The organism is Mesorhizobium sp. WSM2240 (assembly GCF_040438645.1).
Classification (GTDB): Bacteria; Pseudomonadota; Alphaproteobacteria; order Rhizobiales; family Rhizobiaceae; genus Allomesorhizobium.
Genome location: NZ_CP159253.1, coordinates 774951 through 791306, shown reverse-complemented (window position 1 = coordinate 791306; position 16356 = coordinate 774951). Strand labels below are relative to the sequence as shown.

The following is a 16356-nucleotide window of genomic DNA, read 5'->3' as shown; positions in this document are numbered from 1 at the left end:
GTTACTGTAAGACTAATCGGTTGTTCGAATCACGCCCTTTCTGGCACCTGCAACTGACAGCAACCTGAAAGCCCCCGGATATTTTTCGCCACGGCGGTTCAGCTTAGCTTCAGGTTCCACCAATAAGGCAAGAGTCTCACGCTCGACCTGGAAGATCGGAACACCGAATGCGAATGCTGCTCATTGAAGACGACCAGGCCATTGGCAGTGCTGTTCGCGAACATGTGGCGGCTGGTGGCCACGCGGTCGACTGGGCCAAGACCCTGTCCCAAGCGCGGGACTTCACAGCTTCGGTGACCTACAAGCTTATCCTGCTCGACATTCGCCTGCCAGACGGCAGCGGCGTAGACTACCTGCGGGAGATGACCAAGCGGTTTGATTCGACGCCGGTCATCATCCTGACAGCTCGCGATCAGGTCTCGGATCGCATCTACGTGCTCAACGTGGGAGCCGACGACTATCTGATCAAGCCGTTCGATCTTGGCGAACTCTCCGCGCGCATTCATGCCGTGGCGCGTCGCCATAAGCACTCCCCGGAGCCTAGATTGTCTTTCGGGACGTTAACCATACATTCGGCCGAGCGACGCCTCTACCGCGACGGGCGGGAGGTCAGGTTGACTGCACGCGAATGGGCGGTGCTCGACTGCCTTCTATGCCGGCCCGGAATGGTAGTTTCGCAGAGGAAAATCGAGGACGCGCTCTATGATTGCAATTCGCGGTTCGCGAGCAACACGGTGGAGGTCTATGTCAGTCGGCTCCGCAAGAAGATCGGCGCGGACCGAATAGCGACCGAGCGTGGCATCGGGTACAGGTTCGTGGACAAATGACGAACCCGCCCAGCCTGACGCGCAGACTGATAATGGGGCTGGGCGGCGCAACGCTCCTGGTTTGGGTTTTCGCTCCCACCATTGCTGCGCTGAAGCTGTACGAAGTTGTCAACGTACTCTCCGATAACCTACTGGAGCTACATGCCAAGTCCCTGGAGCCGACGCTGATTGATGTTCTGAATGGGGAACCGAACTCTGACTACATTGCTGGCGTACCTGGCCATGCGCCCAGTTTCGAAAACAATTGGACTATGTGGTATCAGGTTCGCAACCGTGACGGGAAGGTGCTCATCTATTCGCCGGAAAATCCGCCGTTCCCTTCCGCTCCATTGCCTGAAGGGTTTTCGTACACCGCTACTGACCGCTGGTATACACTGAAGATGGACGACGGCAACACTCTTCACATGGCACAACCGCTCTCTATCCGCCATAAGGCAATCATGGACGCCGCAGTTTCACTCTTCCTTCCGATACTCGTCTTCCTGCCCTTTAGCGTAACCCTCTCGTGGATTGTGTTCCGGCGGTCACTGGCGCCGATCGAAGTATTGCGGCGGGAGATCGGATTGCGCGACGGCGGCAATCTCTCACTGATGGGCTCAAGCGGCCTCCCGGCAGAATTGGCCCCCATCGCGGCCTCCGTCGATCGGCTGCTTGAACGTCTGCGGACGACCCTCGAGGCCGAACGCGAGTTCGCCACAAACAGTGCACATGAACTGCGAACGCCGATCGCAGGTGCATTCGCTCAGATGCAGAGGTTAGTGGCCGAACTTCCCCAGGGCTCGGCGAAAATGCGTGCGCGCGGTGTCGAGAGATCGCTGTTGAGCCTTAGCTGCTTTGTCGAAAAACTGCTTCAACTCGCGCGGGCCGAATCGGGGATCGGCATCGCAGACCAGGCCATCGATCTTGTCCGAACGGTTCAGCTAGAAATTGAGGACTTCAGGAAAAAACCGCATTATGCCGGACGGCTAATCCTCGACGTCGACGGCTGCCCCGCGTTGATGCGCAAAGTGGACGTCGATGCGTTTGCTTTCCCCCTTCGTAACCTGATAGAGAACGCGCTCACACATGGACTGCCCGACGCTCCAATAACGATCTCCGTCCGTAGTGACGGAACCATCGCCATCGCAAACGCGGGACCGGCAGTGCCCCCCTCAGATCTTGAAAATTTAACAAAGCGATTTTGGCGTGGTGCGACGCCAGCGGCGGGCTCAGGCCTTGGTCTCCACATCGCTAATATGTTTATCGAGCGGATGGGTGCCCGTCTTGAATTCGCCTCCCCTGCCCGCGGTCGCGAGGATGGTTTTGAGGCGATTATTCGATTCCCTGAATGACTTTGGTTTATTGCAACAACTAAGTTGGGCGTATGGAACATTGTGCGCTGCTGGTCAGGCACGAGAATGGCGAACTGTTTCAAGGATGGGTTCCGATTGAAGGCGTATCTCGCTTGCCTTCTGCAATGCAAGTAGCGAGCATGACGCGGAGCAGGTTGTGAATTGCGCTTGATGCGCCGGTGATTCTGCTCGATCCGGCTGTTAAGATATTGGCTCTGCCGGACCCTTCAGCAACCGCCGTGACCGATCCCGGAGCCGGTTTTCAGAATCGGAGATGGGTGTAGCCCCGTTATACCGGGGCAAGGGGCTTGTCGTCGGCAACGAACTGTAGTCGCGTCAGGTGTGCCGAACTTCCAGATCGGAGGCAAAAACCTTCCCTTATGACGGAACCTTGACGCCACCGTCGCGCAAATCGCCGGAAGCTTTCAGGTTGCCTTCAGCTACGGCTGCCACAAAGGCAGCTAGTGGAACAACCCAACAGAGACACCTTATGAAGACCGTCCGGACCTCGCACTTTTTCTGCAGGTGGCCGGCGCTGCACTGGCCGGCGAAAAATGCGACATTCCGATGGCCGAATAGCAACCTGAGAAGCGCCACAGACCAAGTTTGGAGCTGACGGACGGGAGATCCGGTCAATCAAGACGGAAGACCCCCAGTCAATTCCATCGCTCTCAAGTCCCACGACGCGTGCTAGCCGCTCCGCGGCAGCGCGCTCCGTCCTCTTCAGCACGAGCAAGGCCCGCCACTATCGTGCCCGACCATTCGACCACCGGCTATCTCTTGCCCAAAACGGAGAAGTGAGATGATGACGAACCAACATCGCGGCGCCTTTGCATGCGCTTTGCCCTCTCCCGTTGTGGGAGAAGGGAGGCCCAAGCGCCACGCCACTCCGTTGGCGACCCTTGTCTTCGCCATTCTCTTCCTCATCCCGACGGCGCTCACCGCCCATGCTGCGATGACTATCCAGGAGGTGAAATCTGAAAAGGGCATCACCGCCTGGCTGGTGGAGGACCATACGGTGCCGATCATCACCATCCAGTTCGCCTTCGACGGCGGCGCCACGCAGGATCCGGCCGGCCAGGAGGGGCTCGCCAATCTGATGACCGGTCTGTTCGCCGAGGGCGCCGGCGATCTCGACAGCGACGCCTTCCAGGTGAAGCTCGAAGATACGGGCGTCGAGATGAGCTTCGAGGCGCAGCGCGATGGCATTTATGGCTCGATGCGCATGCTATCCGAACAGCAGGACGCCGCTTTGGATCTGCTTCGGCTCGCGGTCAACAGGCCGCGCTTCGACCAGGCGCCGATCGACCGCACCCGCGCCCAGGTGCTGACCGGCATCATCGCCAATGAGCGCGACCCCGAGGCGATCGCCAAGCGCAAATGGCTGCGCGCGATCTATGGCGCACATCCTTATTCGCGGCCGGACGAAGGCACCAAAGAGAGCCTCGCCGCCATCACACCGGCCGATCTCAGGGCCTTCCACGAGGCCATTTTTGCCCGCGACGGCCTGCATGTGGCGGTGGTCGGCGACATTGATGCCAAGACGCTGGGCAGAAAGCTCGACCAGCTGTTCGGCGATTTGCCTCAGAAGCAGACCCTCGCCCCCGTCGCCGATGTCGATCCCAAGCTCGGCCAGCAGGTGGCGGTCGACTACGACCTGCCGCAGACGTCGCTGAAGCTCGCCTTTCCTGGCGTCAAGCGCAGCGCGCCGGACTTCTACGCCGCGGTGCTGCTGAACCAAATCCTCGGCAACTCGGCCTTCACGTCGCGCCTGTGGGACGAGGTGCGCGAAAAGCGCGGCCTTGCCTATGGCGCCTATTCCCGCCTGGTCGACCACCAGCATTCCAACGTGCTCGTCGTCAAGACGGCCACGCGCTCCGACTGTGCCGCCGAGACGCTCAAGCTGGTGCGCGAGGTGGTGAAGGAGATGGCGGACGAGGGTCCGACCGAGGCCGAGCTCGAGGCGAGCAAGAAATATGTGATCGGCGCCTATGCCATCCTCAATCTAGGTTCCTCCCGTTCGATGGCAGCCACGCTCGTCGATTTGCAGCTCGACAAGCTTGGCATCGACTATATTCAGCGCCGCGCCGCCCTCATCAATCAGGTGACGCTCGACGAGGTCAAGGCAGCGGCGAGGAAGCTGCTTTCGACCGAGCCCGCCATTATGGTCGTCGGCCCGCCGCTGGGGGGCAAAGGATGAAGGCCAGAACCGCATTTCGTTCCCTTCCTCCCCTCGTGAGAGCTTTCGCGGTGAGCGAAATCCGGTTTCGGTGTTGAATGGGATTTGTCTAAAGGCCCGCGGAACGGTTTCGCGGGCCTGCATTTGCCGGTTCAGGCGGCCGATTCGCCGGACCGTGGTCCGCTTCCGCATCATCCCAGCCTCCCTTCGGTGGGAGCGACGCCGATCGGGGTTTCCCTCAGCTACTAGGCGCAGGCCGCCAGTATGTACTCAGTTGAGGTGGGAAGCCGATGTCCATTGTTCGGTTGTCACCGAATGAGAACCGCCAGTCATCGACGAAATGAATTCATAGCATTTTTTCCCTTTGGTTGGGCACGGTGGTCGCTGCCTGGATGGCGGCCGCCCGAGAGTGCAGGGACGTTCTGTGGCGATGGCATCAGTTGATCGTCGACCACGCCGGCGATCTCGCTGCGATTCTTACAGCGGAAATGGGCAAGCCGCTCGCCGAAGCCAGGTCCGAGGTTTCGCATGCGGCCGCGTACCTGCAATGGTACGCCGAAGAGGCCAATCGCATCTATGGCGAGACGATCTCCGCACCGTCGATAGACCGTCGCATGATGGTGATCAAGCAGCCGATCGGCGTCGTCGGCACGATCACGCCATGGAACTTCCCAGCCTCGATGGTGGCGCGCAAGATCTCGCCGGCTCTGGCGGCCGGCTGCACGATCGTGCTCAAGCCTGCTGAGCAGACGCCGCTGGTGGCTGGCGCAATGTTCGCCCTCGCCCATCAGGCTGGCTTTCCCGAAGGCGTCGTCAACCTGATCTATGCTTCCGAAGGCGATGCGGTCGGCGGCGAGCTCTGTTCCAATCCCAAGGTCCGCAAGATCAGTTTCACCGGCTCGACCGAGATCGGCCGGCTGCTGATGCGCCGGTGCTCGGACCAGATCAAGAAGGTCAGCCTTGAACTCGGCGGCAATGCGCCGTTCATCGTCTTCGACGATGCCGACGTTGATGCTGCAGTTGACGGTGCGATCCAGGCGAAGTTCCGCAATGCCGGGCAGACCTGCGTTTCCGCAAACCGCCTGTATGTCCAGTCGAGCGTTCACGATGAGTTCGTCGACAAATTCGTGGAGAAAGTCCGCCACCTTTCGGTCGGTGACGGCTTCGATCCAGGCGTGGCTATCGGACCGCTGATCGACAGGCATGCTCTGGTCAAGATCGAATCCCATATCGCCGATGCCGTCCAGAAAGGCGGTACCGTCCAGTGCGGAGGCAATCGCATCGGCAAGGAAGGTACTTTTTCCAGCCGACCGTCCTCACGGGTATCTCAAGGGAGATGACCGTCGCGCAAGAGGAGACATTTGGACCGGTGGCACCGATCATTCGCTTCGACGATTCGGATCAGGTTGTGCGTGAGGCCAACGACACGATCTACGGCCTCGCCGTCTATTTTTACGCCTCAAACCTGAAGCGTGTCTGGCGTGTGGCGGAGGCGTTGGAATATGGCATGGTGGGCATCAACACGGGACGCATGTCCTCGGAGGCTGCGCCTTTCGGCGGGATGAAGCAATCCGGCATCGGGCGAGAGGGTTCCCGCCACGGGCTCGAGGGTAGTGTGCTGAGAGTTCTGCAAATTCGCTAGGAGGGGCGGTCATGGCAGGCTGGTGATGTTCAACGTCACCTGATTCCCTCGCGAGGAACGCCACCATGACCAAGACAGAAGGTAAGTCCGCCAGCGCCGCCGTCAAAGACATTCTGCTTCAGAGCCCGGATGGGCTGCGCGAGGTGATCCGCGCGGTGCTGCAGGAAGTGCTCGAAGCCGAGATGGATGAGGCGCTTGGCGCGTCGAAGGGCGAGCGCACGCCGGAGCGGCTCGGCTATCGCTCGGGCCATTACGGACGCACGCTGATCACCCGGGTCGGCAAGCTGGAATTGCGCGTGCCGCAGGACCGCTCCGGCCACTTCTCCACCGAATTATTCGAGCGCTATCAGCGTTCGGAGCGGGCCTTGGTGGCGACCTTGGCGGAGATGTATGTGCAGGGTGTGTCGACGAGGAAGGTCAAGGCCATCACCGAGGAACTGTGCGGCCATGCCTTCTCGGCCTCGGCGATCTCGGCCATCAACAAGCGGCTGGACGAAAGCCTCAAGGCATTTGCCGAGCGCCCGCTTCACGAGCCCTTTCCCTATCTCATCCTCGACGCCCGCTACGAGAAGGTGCGCGAGGCTGGCGTGGTGATGAGCCAGGCCGTGCTGATCGCCGTCGGCATCGACTGGGACGGGCGGCGCCAGATCCTGGCCGTCGACATGGCCGGCCGCGAGAGCCGGTCGGCCTGGAAGGACTTCCTCGTCGCGCTCAAGGCACGCGGCCTCAAGGGTGTCGAACTGGTGGTCTCCGACGACCATGCCGGCCTCGTCGCGGCGATCGGCGAGGTCGTCCCGGAAGCCGCCTGGCAGCGCTGTTACGTGGGGCTGTTGAGAAAGCCGGGTTTCCCACATTTGATCCGAGACAACGGCGGTTTTGATGTCAGAACTGCCGGATGCCCTCGTCAGGTCTCGTCAACGAGCTTCAGAGGGCGCATCAACAGCAACAATCCCAGGAATCGGTCAAACAAAGCGGCAGCCAGCCGCTTCAGGTTCACCGCCGCTGCGGTGAGGTAGGCTTGGATCTTCATATTGGCGAGACCCCGTCGGATCGCTCGGGCCAGGCCGTGCCAGTTCTTCGCCTCGCCATGGAAGCCTTCCGAGCGCCACCGGTGGCGTTGGTAGAGACGTTGATCCTCCTCCGACCATCGCTCTCGACGCCTGCGCGCTCTCAACAGCGCGGGATAATCGTCACCCACAACAACCGCTTTGTTGACGCGCCCCTTGGAAAGACACAGGGAGGCAAGGTCGCAACCGGCGCACTCACTGGAGCGCGAATAGAAGAAGCGGCCGTGCTTCACCGGCCTAGTCGGACGTAGGATCTTTCCCCGCGGACACTTCAGTATGTCGTGCTTGGCATCGTAGCGGAAGCGGCGAAGCGGGACCGGGCTACGGATCGGCTCTGCCTTGGCCGGGATCAACGCATCAATGCCGCGACGCTCGAACGCTCCGAACACTTTCGCGTAGGCATAGCCGGCATCGGCAGTGACGGTGCTAACAGATAACCCGGTCGACTCCATGGCGGCTTCGATCCGTTCGACGATCATCTGTCCCTCGTTGATCTCCCCGGTGGTCACGGCAACATCGAGAACCACCCCGCGCAGATCATCGACGATGGTATGCTGTTTGTAGGCGGGCTCCAGACGGCGGTTGCGGGCGTTTGTCGCCATGCTGGCATCCGGATCCGTGATGCAGACTTTTTTGAACTTTCCTGTCTTGCGGCTTTTTCTGATCGCTGCCTCCGCATCTGCATTCGCCGCGCTCACCGCCTCAAGATGGCGCACCGCCAAGCTATCCCAGCTGACGTCGGCGCGGATTAGCGAAGCATCGACATGAATGACTTCGCCCTTGGCGATTTTGGCGTCGATACAGGCTTGTACAGTGCGCTCAAAAATCCGCTGGAACCGTTCTTCACCCCAGCGCTGGCGGATTCTCGTCAAAGAAGAATGATCGGGCAATGCTTCATGGAGGCCGTAGCCGACAAACCACCGGATCGCGATGTTGACCTGCGCCTCCCGCATCAGCCGGCGGTCATGCACAATTCCAAGAAGGAAACCTGCGAGCATCAGCCGGACCGCAACCTCAGGATCAATGCCCGGGCGGCCATTGTCGGTGCAGTAGAGGTTCGCCACCTCGTCGCGCAGCCAGGACAGATCCAGCACACGGTCGACCCGCGCGAGTATATGATCATCAGGAACAAGCTGCCGCAGCGAGCCAGTCATGAATAGCTCAAGCTGATCGCGCTCCTTCCGTCCCAGCATCGCGAACCCTCCAGAGAATCAACGATTTCTCAATTGAATCAGCAGGAGGAGACTTCTTCAACAGCCCCTACGTGCACTTCCTCAGGAACGCCCTCGATCACCTGCCGAGAAAGCACGGCGACGACTGCCTGCAAGAGCTCAGATGGCTCTACGACCGGCGCGACCTTGCCGAAGCCAAGGTCGACCTCGCCGCGTGGCTGGCCAAATGGGCGGCGCGCTATCCCCGGCTCACCGCCTGGGCCGAGGAGAACATCGAGCAGACGCTGACCTTCTTCCGGCTGCCGCGCCAGCACCACAAGCACTTGAAGAGCACGAACATGCTGGAGCGCCTCAACGAGGAGATCCGCCGGCGCACCTATGTCGTGCGCATCTTCCCCAATACCGAGAGCTGCCTGCGTCTGGTGCGCGCGCTCGCCGTCGAAACCAACGAAAACTGGATGGAGGCCAACCGTTACATCAACATGGACGATCTGCGCGAGCACAAGAAGCTCGCTCTTCGCCAAGCCGCGTGACCAGCTTCATGGCCGCCCAATTTGCTGAACTTGACGCACACAACCGGCTCGAGGACTACTTCGAAATGAAATACATCTGCATGGCCGGCATCTAAAGCATCTGCTTCAGCGCTTCGCAGACCGTGTAGTACAGCGAGCGATCTCTGAGTATGTGAATTGTAGGACCGCTCCTCGATGGGGAGCTGAGGTGTGGCTCTGCAAGCCGAGCAGACGCAATTGTGAAGTACCACCCTGGTGGATGTATCTCTCGACGAGACAAACCGTATGCCTACTCGCAGGGGCAGCATGTGACGCTGGACAAGCTTGCGAGCGTCTGGCGGCCCTTGCCGGCTATCTCAGGCAACGGGATGTCGTTTGCGAGGGGTCTGGCTGCAAGCCGTCCGCTGCCGTGATCATGAATGTCGGCTTGGGCGCAATGCCAGGTTTTAGGGGGCAGACGTTGGCTCCGCCGCGGTTCTCTGGCGGTCCGGTCCGGTCGTGGCGGCACTGCCGCCCAGGATACGGTACAGCTTCGATTCATTGAGCAACTGCTCGAGGCGGATACCGCCCAGCGCTGTCTCTGCTGCGCGGCGGCCCTCCTGGGCCGCAAGCCAACTGCTGAAGCTGATGTCACCCGACCGGTAACGAGCCTCTTCCAGCTGCTCAATCTCCTTCGCGGCCGCTAGCACATTGCGGCGGCGTTGAACCTGTTCGGCATAGTCGGCCCGAGCACCGAGTGCAGTGCGAACTTCGGAGAAGGCCGTGAGCAAGGTGGTGCGAAAATTCAGGACCGCTTCGTCAAACTCAGCCCTGGAGACCGCGATACTCAGCTTCATGTCCTTGAGGTTGAGGAATGACAAAGCAACGCTTGCACCTAATGCCGCGGCGGGATTGGTGATGAACGCGAGCAATTGCGGGCTGCTGGTGCTGAGACTGCCGGTGAGCGAAATCCCCGGATAGAAACTGGCCCGAGTTGCGTCAACGCCTTTCAGTGTGGCACGCAGCCTTGCCTCTGCGGCTCGCAAGTCTGGGCGACGGGCGAGCAGGTCGGCCGGCAGACCAGCCTGGAGTTGGGGCAGCTTCTTACTTGGCAGGCGCTGCGGCTCTGGAACAGGATTGGGTTCTCCATTCAAGAGCACAATAAGGGAGTTCCGTAGGACAAGGCGTGCCTGCTTCATCTGCGAAACCGTCGCTGCGTGCTGCTCGACCTTCTGCTCGGCCAGCCTGAGTTCTAGGTCGGAGACCGCACCGGCCGCCATCTGGGTGCGCACAAGCGCCCGAGTCTGCTTGGCTTCAGCAAGGCTGGTTTGCGCTGACGCGAGCAACTGATTGGCGTACGCGATCCTGAAGTACGTCTCAACGGTTTTGCCGATAGCGACCAGGCGCGCAGCTTCGTAATCTTCCGCTGTCGCTTGGGCCTCAAAGTCCGCCTTGTCCCTCTGTGCTGACAGCTTGCCCCACAGATCGATCTCATAGGACACCCCAGTAGAAGTCGACGCCGATGTGGTCGCCTTTCCGTCCTTGTGTATGCTGATGCCGCCGTTCAGCTTGGGGAACAAAGTATTTGCGGCGATATCGGCGTGCAGTCGGGCACGATGAGCGCCAGCGGCCGCGAGTAGGACATTGTTGTCTCTGCGGGTGATCTCGTCGACAAGCTTGTCGAGATTGGGATCGCCGAACGCCGTCCACCAGCGGTCTGCGCTGACCTGCACAGCCGCCGCGGCTCCAGGGGTCGACCAGCGTGGCCCGGCTGGGAGTTCGGGACGAAGATATGTGCTCGACAGGCTGCAACCTGCGAGCAAGACAACGGAACCGGGTACGATCAGTCTGACGAGCTTCATTTTCAGTCTCTTTGAGAACGCGTCTATGTGATCAAGACGCGAGGCGTTACGGGGGAGGAAGCCGAAGGTCATGCGAATGCAAAGTGCTAGGGAGGGAAGTGATCAGCGCAAGCAGCCGCGAGAGGACATCCTCGTTTTTCTCGACAGCTTGTCGAGATTGGGATACCGAACGCCAGCCCGCAAAGGTCTGCGCTGGCCTGGACAGCACCTGCTACCGCAGCGGCCGACCAGCGGGTGGTCTCCGCAAGGAGTTCGAGGCCAGGACGTGTACTTGACAGGCTGGTGCAACCGGCGCAGCAAGACAAGGGGGACAAGGTAAGATCAGTCTAACGAGCGTCATTTTTCAGTTTCTTGACAGCGCGTCTACGGGATTCAGGCGAGCAGCCTTGAGGGCGGGAAGGAAGCCGAAGGTCAGGCCGGTCCAGAACGCAACTAGGCAGGCAGCGGCAATCGCATTGACGGAGATGATGATCGGGAACTCGCTGCCCGGTCCGCCGACCACGGATGCGGCGCCGAGCGCCAGTGCCACGCCGAGAATTGAACCGGCTATGCAGATTGTGATGGCTTCAATCAGGAACTGAAACATGATGTCGATGCGGCGCGCTCCCACGGCCATGCGCAAGCCGATCTCGTGGGTGCGTTCCGTGATGGAGACCAGCATGATGTTCATGACACCAATGCCTCCGACAACCAGCGAGATCACAGCCACGGAGGAGATCAGCTGCCACATTGTCTGAGATGCGCGCTCCGCCGTCTTACGCGCATGGTCGATGTTGACAACTGAGAAGTCCTTTGTGCCGTGCCGACGAGTCACCAGGCCGGTGACGGCGCGCTCGGCGACGGTCGTGTCGACAGAATCGGCGACCCGTACCGCCAGCGAGTCAAGACTCGTTCCGGCATCCTGCAGTCTGCCATTCATGGCCGTATAAGGAAGTATGACCTCCATACGGAGAAACCGTAATCCCGGTGCTTGCGCAAAAACGCCGATAATTACGACGGGAACCTGCTCGATCAGGAAGATCTTGCCGAGTGGCGATTCGCCGTTAGGAAAGAGATGTGCGGCCGTCCTGTCGTCAATCACCGCTTCCTGGCGGCGCTCAGAGATGGCCTCGGGTGAAAAGAATGAGCCTTTTAGCAGCTTGAGCGCGTTGATCCGAAGATAATCCTGGCCGGCGCCGGTGACGGTCGCCTCGCCGTAGATGCGTCCAAAGCGAATTGCTGCGGATGTCGAGACCACCGGGGTTACGCTGTCGATGTAGGGTTGGTCGGCAAGCGCGTCAGCATCCGAGACGACCAGGGTCGTGCTGCTCGAAGCGGCGTCCTCGACATCGCGCCGGGGATAGATCATCATGCTATTGGGTCCAAATCCTTCCAGCTGGCTTAGCAGCTTCTGACGTGCGCCCTCACCGATACCGACGACCGCCACGACCGCCGCTATGCCGATAATGATGCTGAGCATTGTGAGGAAGGTACGCATGCGATCGGCGGCCATAGATCGTATCGCCATCGGCAAGGCTTCCACGAGGCGGCGCCAGAAGGCCGAGAGCGCACCGACCGGCCTGCTTTCGTGGAACGTCAGCGGCCCATCGGTGTTCCGGTCGCGAGTCCGGCGATCGGAGAGGATTACCCCCTCCCGGATTTCGATAATGCGGTCAGCGTGACTTGCGATCGCCAGGTCGTGAGTCACGATGATGATCGTATGACCCTCGGCATGAAGTTCCTTCAGGATATCGATCACAATTTCGCCGCTCTTGCTATCTAGCGCCCCCGTCGGCTCGTCGGCGAGTATGATGCGGCCGCCGTTCATCAAAGCGCGGGCAATTGAGACCCTCTGTTGCTGGCCTCCGGACAGCTGGTTCGGATGGTGGTTGAGACGATCACCGAGATCCAGTCTGCGCAGAAGAGATGTCGATCTTTCCCGGCGCGAGCCGGCGTCGAGGCCGGCATACACTGCAGGCATCGCCACGTTCTCGGCCGCGTTCAGCGTTCCGAGAAGATGATAGTGTTGGAAGATGAAGCCGAAGTGTTCCCGTCTCAACTCCGCAAGGTCGTCCGCGGTCAAGCCGGCAACGCTGCGGCCGCCGACGCGATAGTCACCAGAAGTCGGCTGATCCAAGCAGCCTAGGATGTTCATAAGCGTCGTTTTTCCCGAACCGCTTGCGCCAACAATCGCCACTAGTTCGCCACTCGCAATGGAAAGGCCGACGCCCGCCAGCGCCATAATCGTCTCGTCTCCGGCATGAAAAACCCGCGAAACGTTCTCGATTTCGAGGAGTGCGCTCATTTCATCACCGCGACTTGGTCGGCAGGGATGACGACTTCGTCACCAACAGAGAGGCCATCGAGCACCTGCGTCTTGATCTTGTCAGTCAGACCTATTGTGACTAGGCGCTCCGAGAGTTCGCCGGTTGGCGTGCGAACCTGCACACGGTAGCGACCTTGCGCATCGTTCTCAGTCAGAGCCGACCATGCCACGAGGGGTACGTTTTGGGCGTGGCCTAAAATGACCGTAACCGTTGTGGTCATCATCGGCCGAAGCCGCCCTTCCGGGTTCGGGGTGGCAAAGAAACCGTTGTAATAGATCGGCTGGGCCCTGGTTTCCGTATCTGTATTGGACCCAGTGCTGGACGCAATCCCTGGAGGCGCGGGCGCGATCTGTTCCAGTGCGCCTGAACGAGTGGCTCGAGTGCCCGGGATTGTGAAGCGGACATTTTGGCCCGGCTTTACACGGGCGATGTCGATTTCGGATATCTTCAGCTTCACCTGCATGACGTCGAGCTGCGCAAGAACCACGATCGTCGGCGCCCGATCTCTGTTCAGCATCTCACCTTCTTTAGTCACCACATCAACAACGACGCCGTCCATGGGCGCGCTGACCTTCGTATTGTCCAGGGCTGCGCGAGCTTGCTGCACGACGATCGTCTTCTCAGCGATCTGCGCTTCCAGCTCCTCGACGCGCGCCTCCTCCTCAAAAACATCCGCTTGCGCTTTCTCCAGCTCGGCGGTCGATACTGCCTTGTTCGCGCTCAGAGTCTTCTTTCTCCGGAAGACCACTTCGGCCGCTTTCAGTCGTATTCCGGCTGCCTTGCGGCTCGCGTTGGCGGTGGCGAGATTGGCTTGGGCAGTAAGTAGTTCGTACTGCCGTTTCGGAGCGTCAATTTCGGCGATCAAGTCGCCAGCCTTGATCGTTTGGCCCAGTTTTACATGCAGTGCCTTCAATTGGCCCGATCCTTCGGCGCCGACGTCAACCATACGGAGAGGTTCTAAAACGCCGTTCACAAGGACGGTCTCTTCGACTGAGCCGAGTACCACACGTTCCGTGGGGACAGGATCGCGCGTTTTGTGTTCGAAAGCGCCGGTCGCCGATGCGATGGCAAACACCACCGGGGCGATCCCCAAGCCGCAGACAAGCGCTCTTGTCTTACTCTTCAGCACACTCACCTCCTCTTTCAGAACAAATTGTTTCTGCTGTGCCGTGCGACGGAGGCGCCATTGCCTCTAGTCGACCGACTCGAACGAGATTGGCTCCGGCAGGAGCTTATTTTGAGAGGCTGCACCCAGCGCGAAAAACATGATCGCGAGCGCGGATACCGAGAGATGACCACGGTGGCGAAGCAGCGGCCGAGCATTTGTTGTCCCTTTCCGAGATAATTAGCAGAAGCAGGCCCAGGGCTAACGCCATGGGACCGAAGATAAGGATGGCCCGAAAAACGCTGCTTTCGGTGCATTTGCGACTTTTGCGCTTTTGCTTTGGCCGCATTCCGGTGACGGTTTCCTGATAAGCGACGCACGGTTGGTGGCGCGCATACATGCAATGTTCAATGGCGCGAACGAGATCCTCGCGCTTCGCGGGATTGCCATCCGGCGATCGGCACATCATATTTCCAGCTTGGCAGTGCAGGGACGACGGCGGTCACATTGAGAAAAACTGCCGAGATCAAGACGGCGTTCATAATGGGCCTCTAATCGGTTGTTCGAATCACGCCCTTTCTGGCACCTGCAACTGACAGCAACCTGAAAGCCCCCGGATATTTTTCGCCACGGCGGTTCAGCTTAGCTTCAGGTTCCACCAATAAGGCAAGAGTCTCACGCTCGACCTGGAAGATCGGAACACCGAATGCGAATGCTGCTCATTGAAGACGACCAGGCCATTGGCAGTGCTGTTCGCGAACATGTGGCGGCTGGTGGCCACGCGGTCGACTGGGCCAAGACCCTGTCCCAAGCGCGGGACTTCACAGCTTCGGTGACCTACAAGCTTATCCTGCTCGACATTCGCCTGCCAGACGGCAGCGGCGTAGACTACCTGCGGGAGATGACCAAGCGGTTTGATTCGACGCCGGTCATCATCCTGACAGCTCGCGATCAGGTCTCGGATCGCATCTACGTGCTCAACGTGGGAGCCGACGACTATCTGATCAAGCCGTTCGATCTTGGCGAACTCTCCGCGCGCATTCATGCCGTGGCGCGTCGCCATAAGCACTCCCCGCCATCGGCGCGCATCGCGGCAACCGTCCGCCCGGGGGCGACGAGTATCTCACCTGGATGAAAGATACCCTTTCCTTTTCTCTCTTCGTTTCGATCCCCCTGCTCATGCCCTTTAATGTGGCTGTCATCTGGGTCGTGACCCGGCGGTCGCTGGCGCCCATCGAAGTATTGCGGCGGGAGATCGGATTGCGCGACGGCGGCAATCTCTCACCGATAGGAATCATCGATCTCCCGGTTGAATTGGACACCACCGCCGCCTCCTTCAACCGCCTACTCGAACGTCTGCGGACGGCCTACGATGACGAAAGCGAGTTCGCCGCAATTTGTGCACATGAACTGCGCACGCCAGTCGCAGGCGCGCTCGCCCAGACGCAGAGGTTAGTGGCCGTGCTTCCCCAGGGTGCGGCGAAAGCGCGGGCGCACGGCATCGAGGAATTGCTGTCGAGCCTCGCCCATCGCATCGAGAACCTGCTTCAATTCGCGCGGGCCGCATCAAATATCGGCATCGTAGACCACGCAATCGATCTCGTCCCGGCGGTCCGGCTGTTCGTTGAGGACTTCGGGCGAAAGTCGGAATATGCCGGACGGCTAATCCTCGACGTCGACGGCTGCCCCGCGTTGATGCGCAAAGTGGCCGTCGATGCGTTTGCTTTCCCCCTTCGTAACCTGATAGAGAACGCGCTCACACATGGACTGCCCGACGCTCCAATAACAATCTCCGTCCGTAGTGACGGAACCATCGCCATCGCAAACGCGGGACCGGCAGTGCCCCCCTCAGATCTTGAAAATTTAACAAAGCGATTTTGGCGTGGTGCGACGCCAGCGGCGGGCTCAGGCCTTGGTCTCCACATCGCTAATATGTTTATCGAGCGGATGGGTGCCCGTCTTGAATTCGCCTCCCCTGCCCGCGGTCGCGAGGATGGTTTTGAGGCGATTATTCGATTCCCTGAATGACTTTGGTTTATTGCAACAACTAAGTTGGGCGTATGGAACATTGTGCGCTGCTGGTCAGGCACGAGAATGGCGAACTGTTTCAAGGATGGGTTCCGATTGAAGGCGTATCTCGCCTGTTGCCTACGCGTCATGTGGACCTTTTCGATGCCAGGACAGCGGCGGCAATTGCCGCCACCATCTCCGGGGCAGTTCGAGGGAAGCGACACGGATCGTTACCGGGGAATATTGATGGCACCGCCACGCCGCTCGCTCGCTTCAGCCCTTCAGAGGGCTTACCCGCGAGCGGCTTCGTCGCCGCTGACTTATACGACTCAGCGAGGCCTGACCCGCGCTGCGCGCAGACAGC

The 16356-nt window shown here is 60.0% G+C and carries 7 protein-coding genes and 7 pseudogenes; 8 read left to right on the top strand and 6 right to left on the bottom strand.

The features are described from left to right. The first annotated feature begins 167 nt into the window (after positions 1–167). Both ABVK50_RS03755 and ABVK50_RS03750 read left to right on the top strand, forming a co-directional pair. A complete protein-coding gene (locus ABVK50_RS03755) occupies positions 168–827 on the top strand; it encodes a response regulator transcription factor (RefSeq protein ID WP_353642764.1) in 660 nt (219 codons plus the stop codon). Next, a complete protein-coding gene (locus ABVK50_RS03750) occupies positions 824–2158 on the top strand; it encodes a HAMP domain-containing sensor histidine kinase (protein ID WP_353642765.1) in 1335 nt (444 codons plus the stop codon). The genes ABVK50_RS03755 and ABVK50_RS03750 overlap by 4 nt, the downstream gene beginning before the upstream one ends. A gap of 62 nt (positions 2159–2220) precedes the next feature. Here the strand turns inward: ABVK50_RS03750 and ABVK50_RS03745 are convergent. Then, positions 2221–2385, bottom strand: a pseudogene (locus ABVK50_RS03745) (IS6 family transposase); the annotation flags it as partial. 578 nt (positions 2386–2963) lie between these two features. Here ABVK50_RS03745 and ABVK50_RS03740 point away from each other — a divergent pair. The 3 genes and pseudogenes from ABVK50_RS03740 to ABVK50_RS03730 form a co-directional block, all read left to right on the top strand. After that, on the top strand, positions 2964–4358 hold the full coding sequence (locus ABVK50_RS03740; protein WP_353646034.1) for a pitrilysin family protein: 1395 nt from the start codon (positions 2964–2966) through the stop codon (positions 4356–4358). A gap of 380 nt (positions 4359–4738) precedes the next feature. Next, positions 4739–5979, top strand: a pseudogene (locus ABVK50_RS03735) (NAD-dependent succinate-semialdehyde dehydrogenase); the annotation flags it as partial. Between the two features lie 65 nt (positions 5980–6044). After that, positions 6045–6803, top strand: a pseudogene (locus ABVK50_RS03730) (IS256 family transposase); the annotation flags it as partial. A 107-nt stretch (positions 6804–6910) separates the two neighbouring features. On the opposite strand, the pseudogene ABVK50_RS03725 reads toward ABVK50_RS03730, so the two are convergent. Then, positions 6911–8239: pseudogene (locus tag ABVK50_RS03725) on the bottom strand (IS1182 family transposase); the annotation flags it as partial. A gap of 68 nt (positions 8240–8307) precedes the next feature. Between ABVK50_RS03725 and ABVK50_RS03720 the strand changes: the two are divergent. Next, positions 8308–8751, top strand: a pseudogene (locus tag ABVK50_RS03720) (transposase); the annotation flags it as partial. 425 nt (positions 8752–9176) lie between these two features. On the opposite strand, the gene ABVK50_RS03715 reads toward ABVK50_RS03720, so the two are convergent. The 3 genes from ABVK50_RS03715 to ABVK50_RS03705 all read right to left on the bottom strand — a co-directional run bounded on the left by ABVK50_RS03715 (position 9177) and on the right by ABVK50_RS03705 (position 14006). Next, positions 9177–10571, bottom strand: coding sequence for an efflux transporter outer membrane subunit (locus ABVK50_RS03715; protein ID WP_353642766.1), 1395 nt, complete (start codon positions 10569–10571; stop codon positions 9177–9179). 343 nt (positions 10572–10914) lie between these two features. Continuing rightward, complete coding sequence (locus ABVK50_RS03710) at positions 10915–12855, bottom strand: MacB family efflux pump subunit (protein WP_353642767.1); 1941 nt, start codon at positions 12853–12855, stop codon at positions 10915–10917. Next, positions 12852–14006 carry an efflux RND transporter periplasmic adaptor subunit gene (locus ABVK50_RS03705; protein ID WP_353642768.1) on the bottom strand — a complete coding sequence of 385 codons (1155 nt, stop codon included), beginning with the start codon at positions 14004–14006 and terminating at the stop codon, positions 12852–12854. The genes ABVK50_RS03710 and ABVK50_RS03705 overlap by 4 nt, the downstream gene beginning before the upstream one ends. A 682-nt stretch (positions 14007–14688) precedes the next feature. On the opposite strand from ABVK50_RS03705, the pseudogene ABVK50_RS03700 reads away from it, so the two are divergent. Together ABVK50_RS03700 and ABVK50_RS03695 are read left to right on the top strand one after the other, a co-directional pair. After that, positions 14689–15048: pseudogene (locus ABVK50_RS03700) on the top strand (response regulator); the annotation flags it as partial. 65 nt (positions 15049–15113) lie between these two features. Further along, positions 15114–16010 carry a HAMP domain-containing sensor histidine kinase gene (locus ABVK50_RS03695; RefSeq protein WP_353642769.1) on the top strand — a complete coding sequence of 299 codons (897 nt, stop codon included), beginning with the start codon at positions 15114–15116 and terminating at the stop codon, positions 16008–16010. Positions 16011–16072: 62 nt separating this feature from the next. Here ABVK50_RS03695 and ABVK50_RS03690 read toward each other — a convergent pair. Beyond that, positions 16073–16159: pseudogene (locus ABVK50_RS03690) on the bottom strand (IS6 family transposase); the annotation flags it as partial. Positions 16160–16356 lie beyond the last annotated feature (197 nt).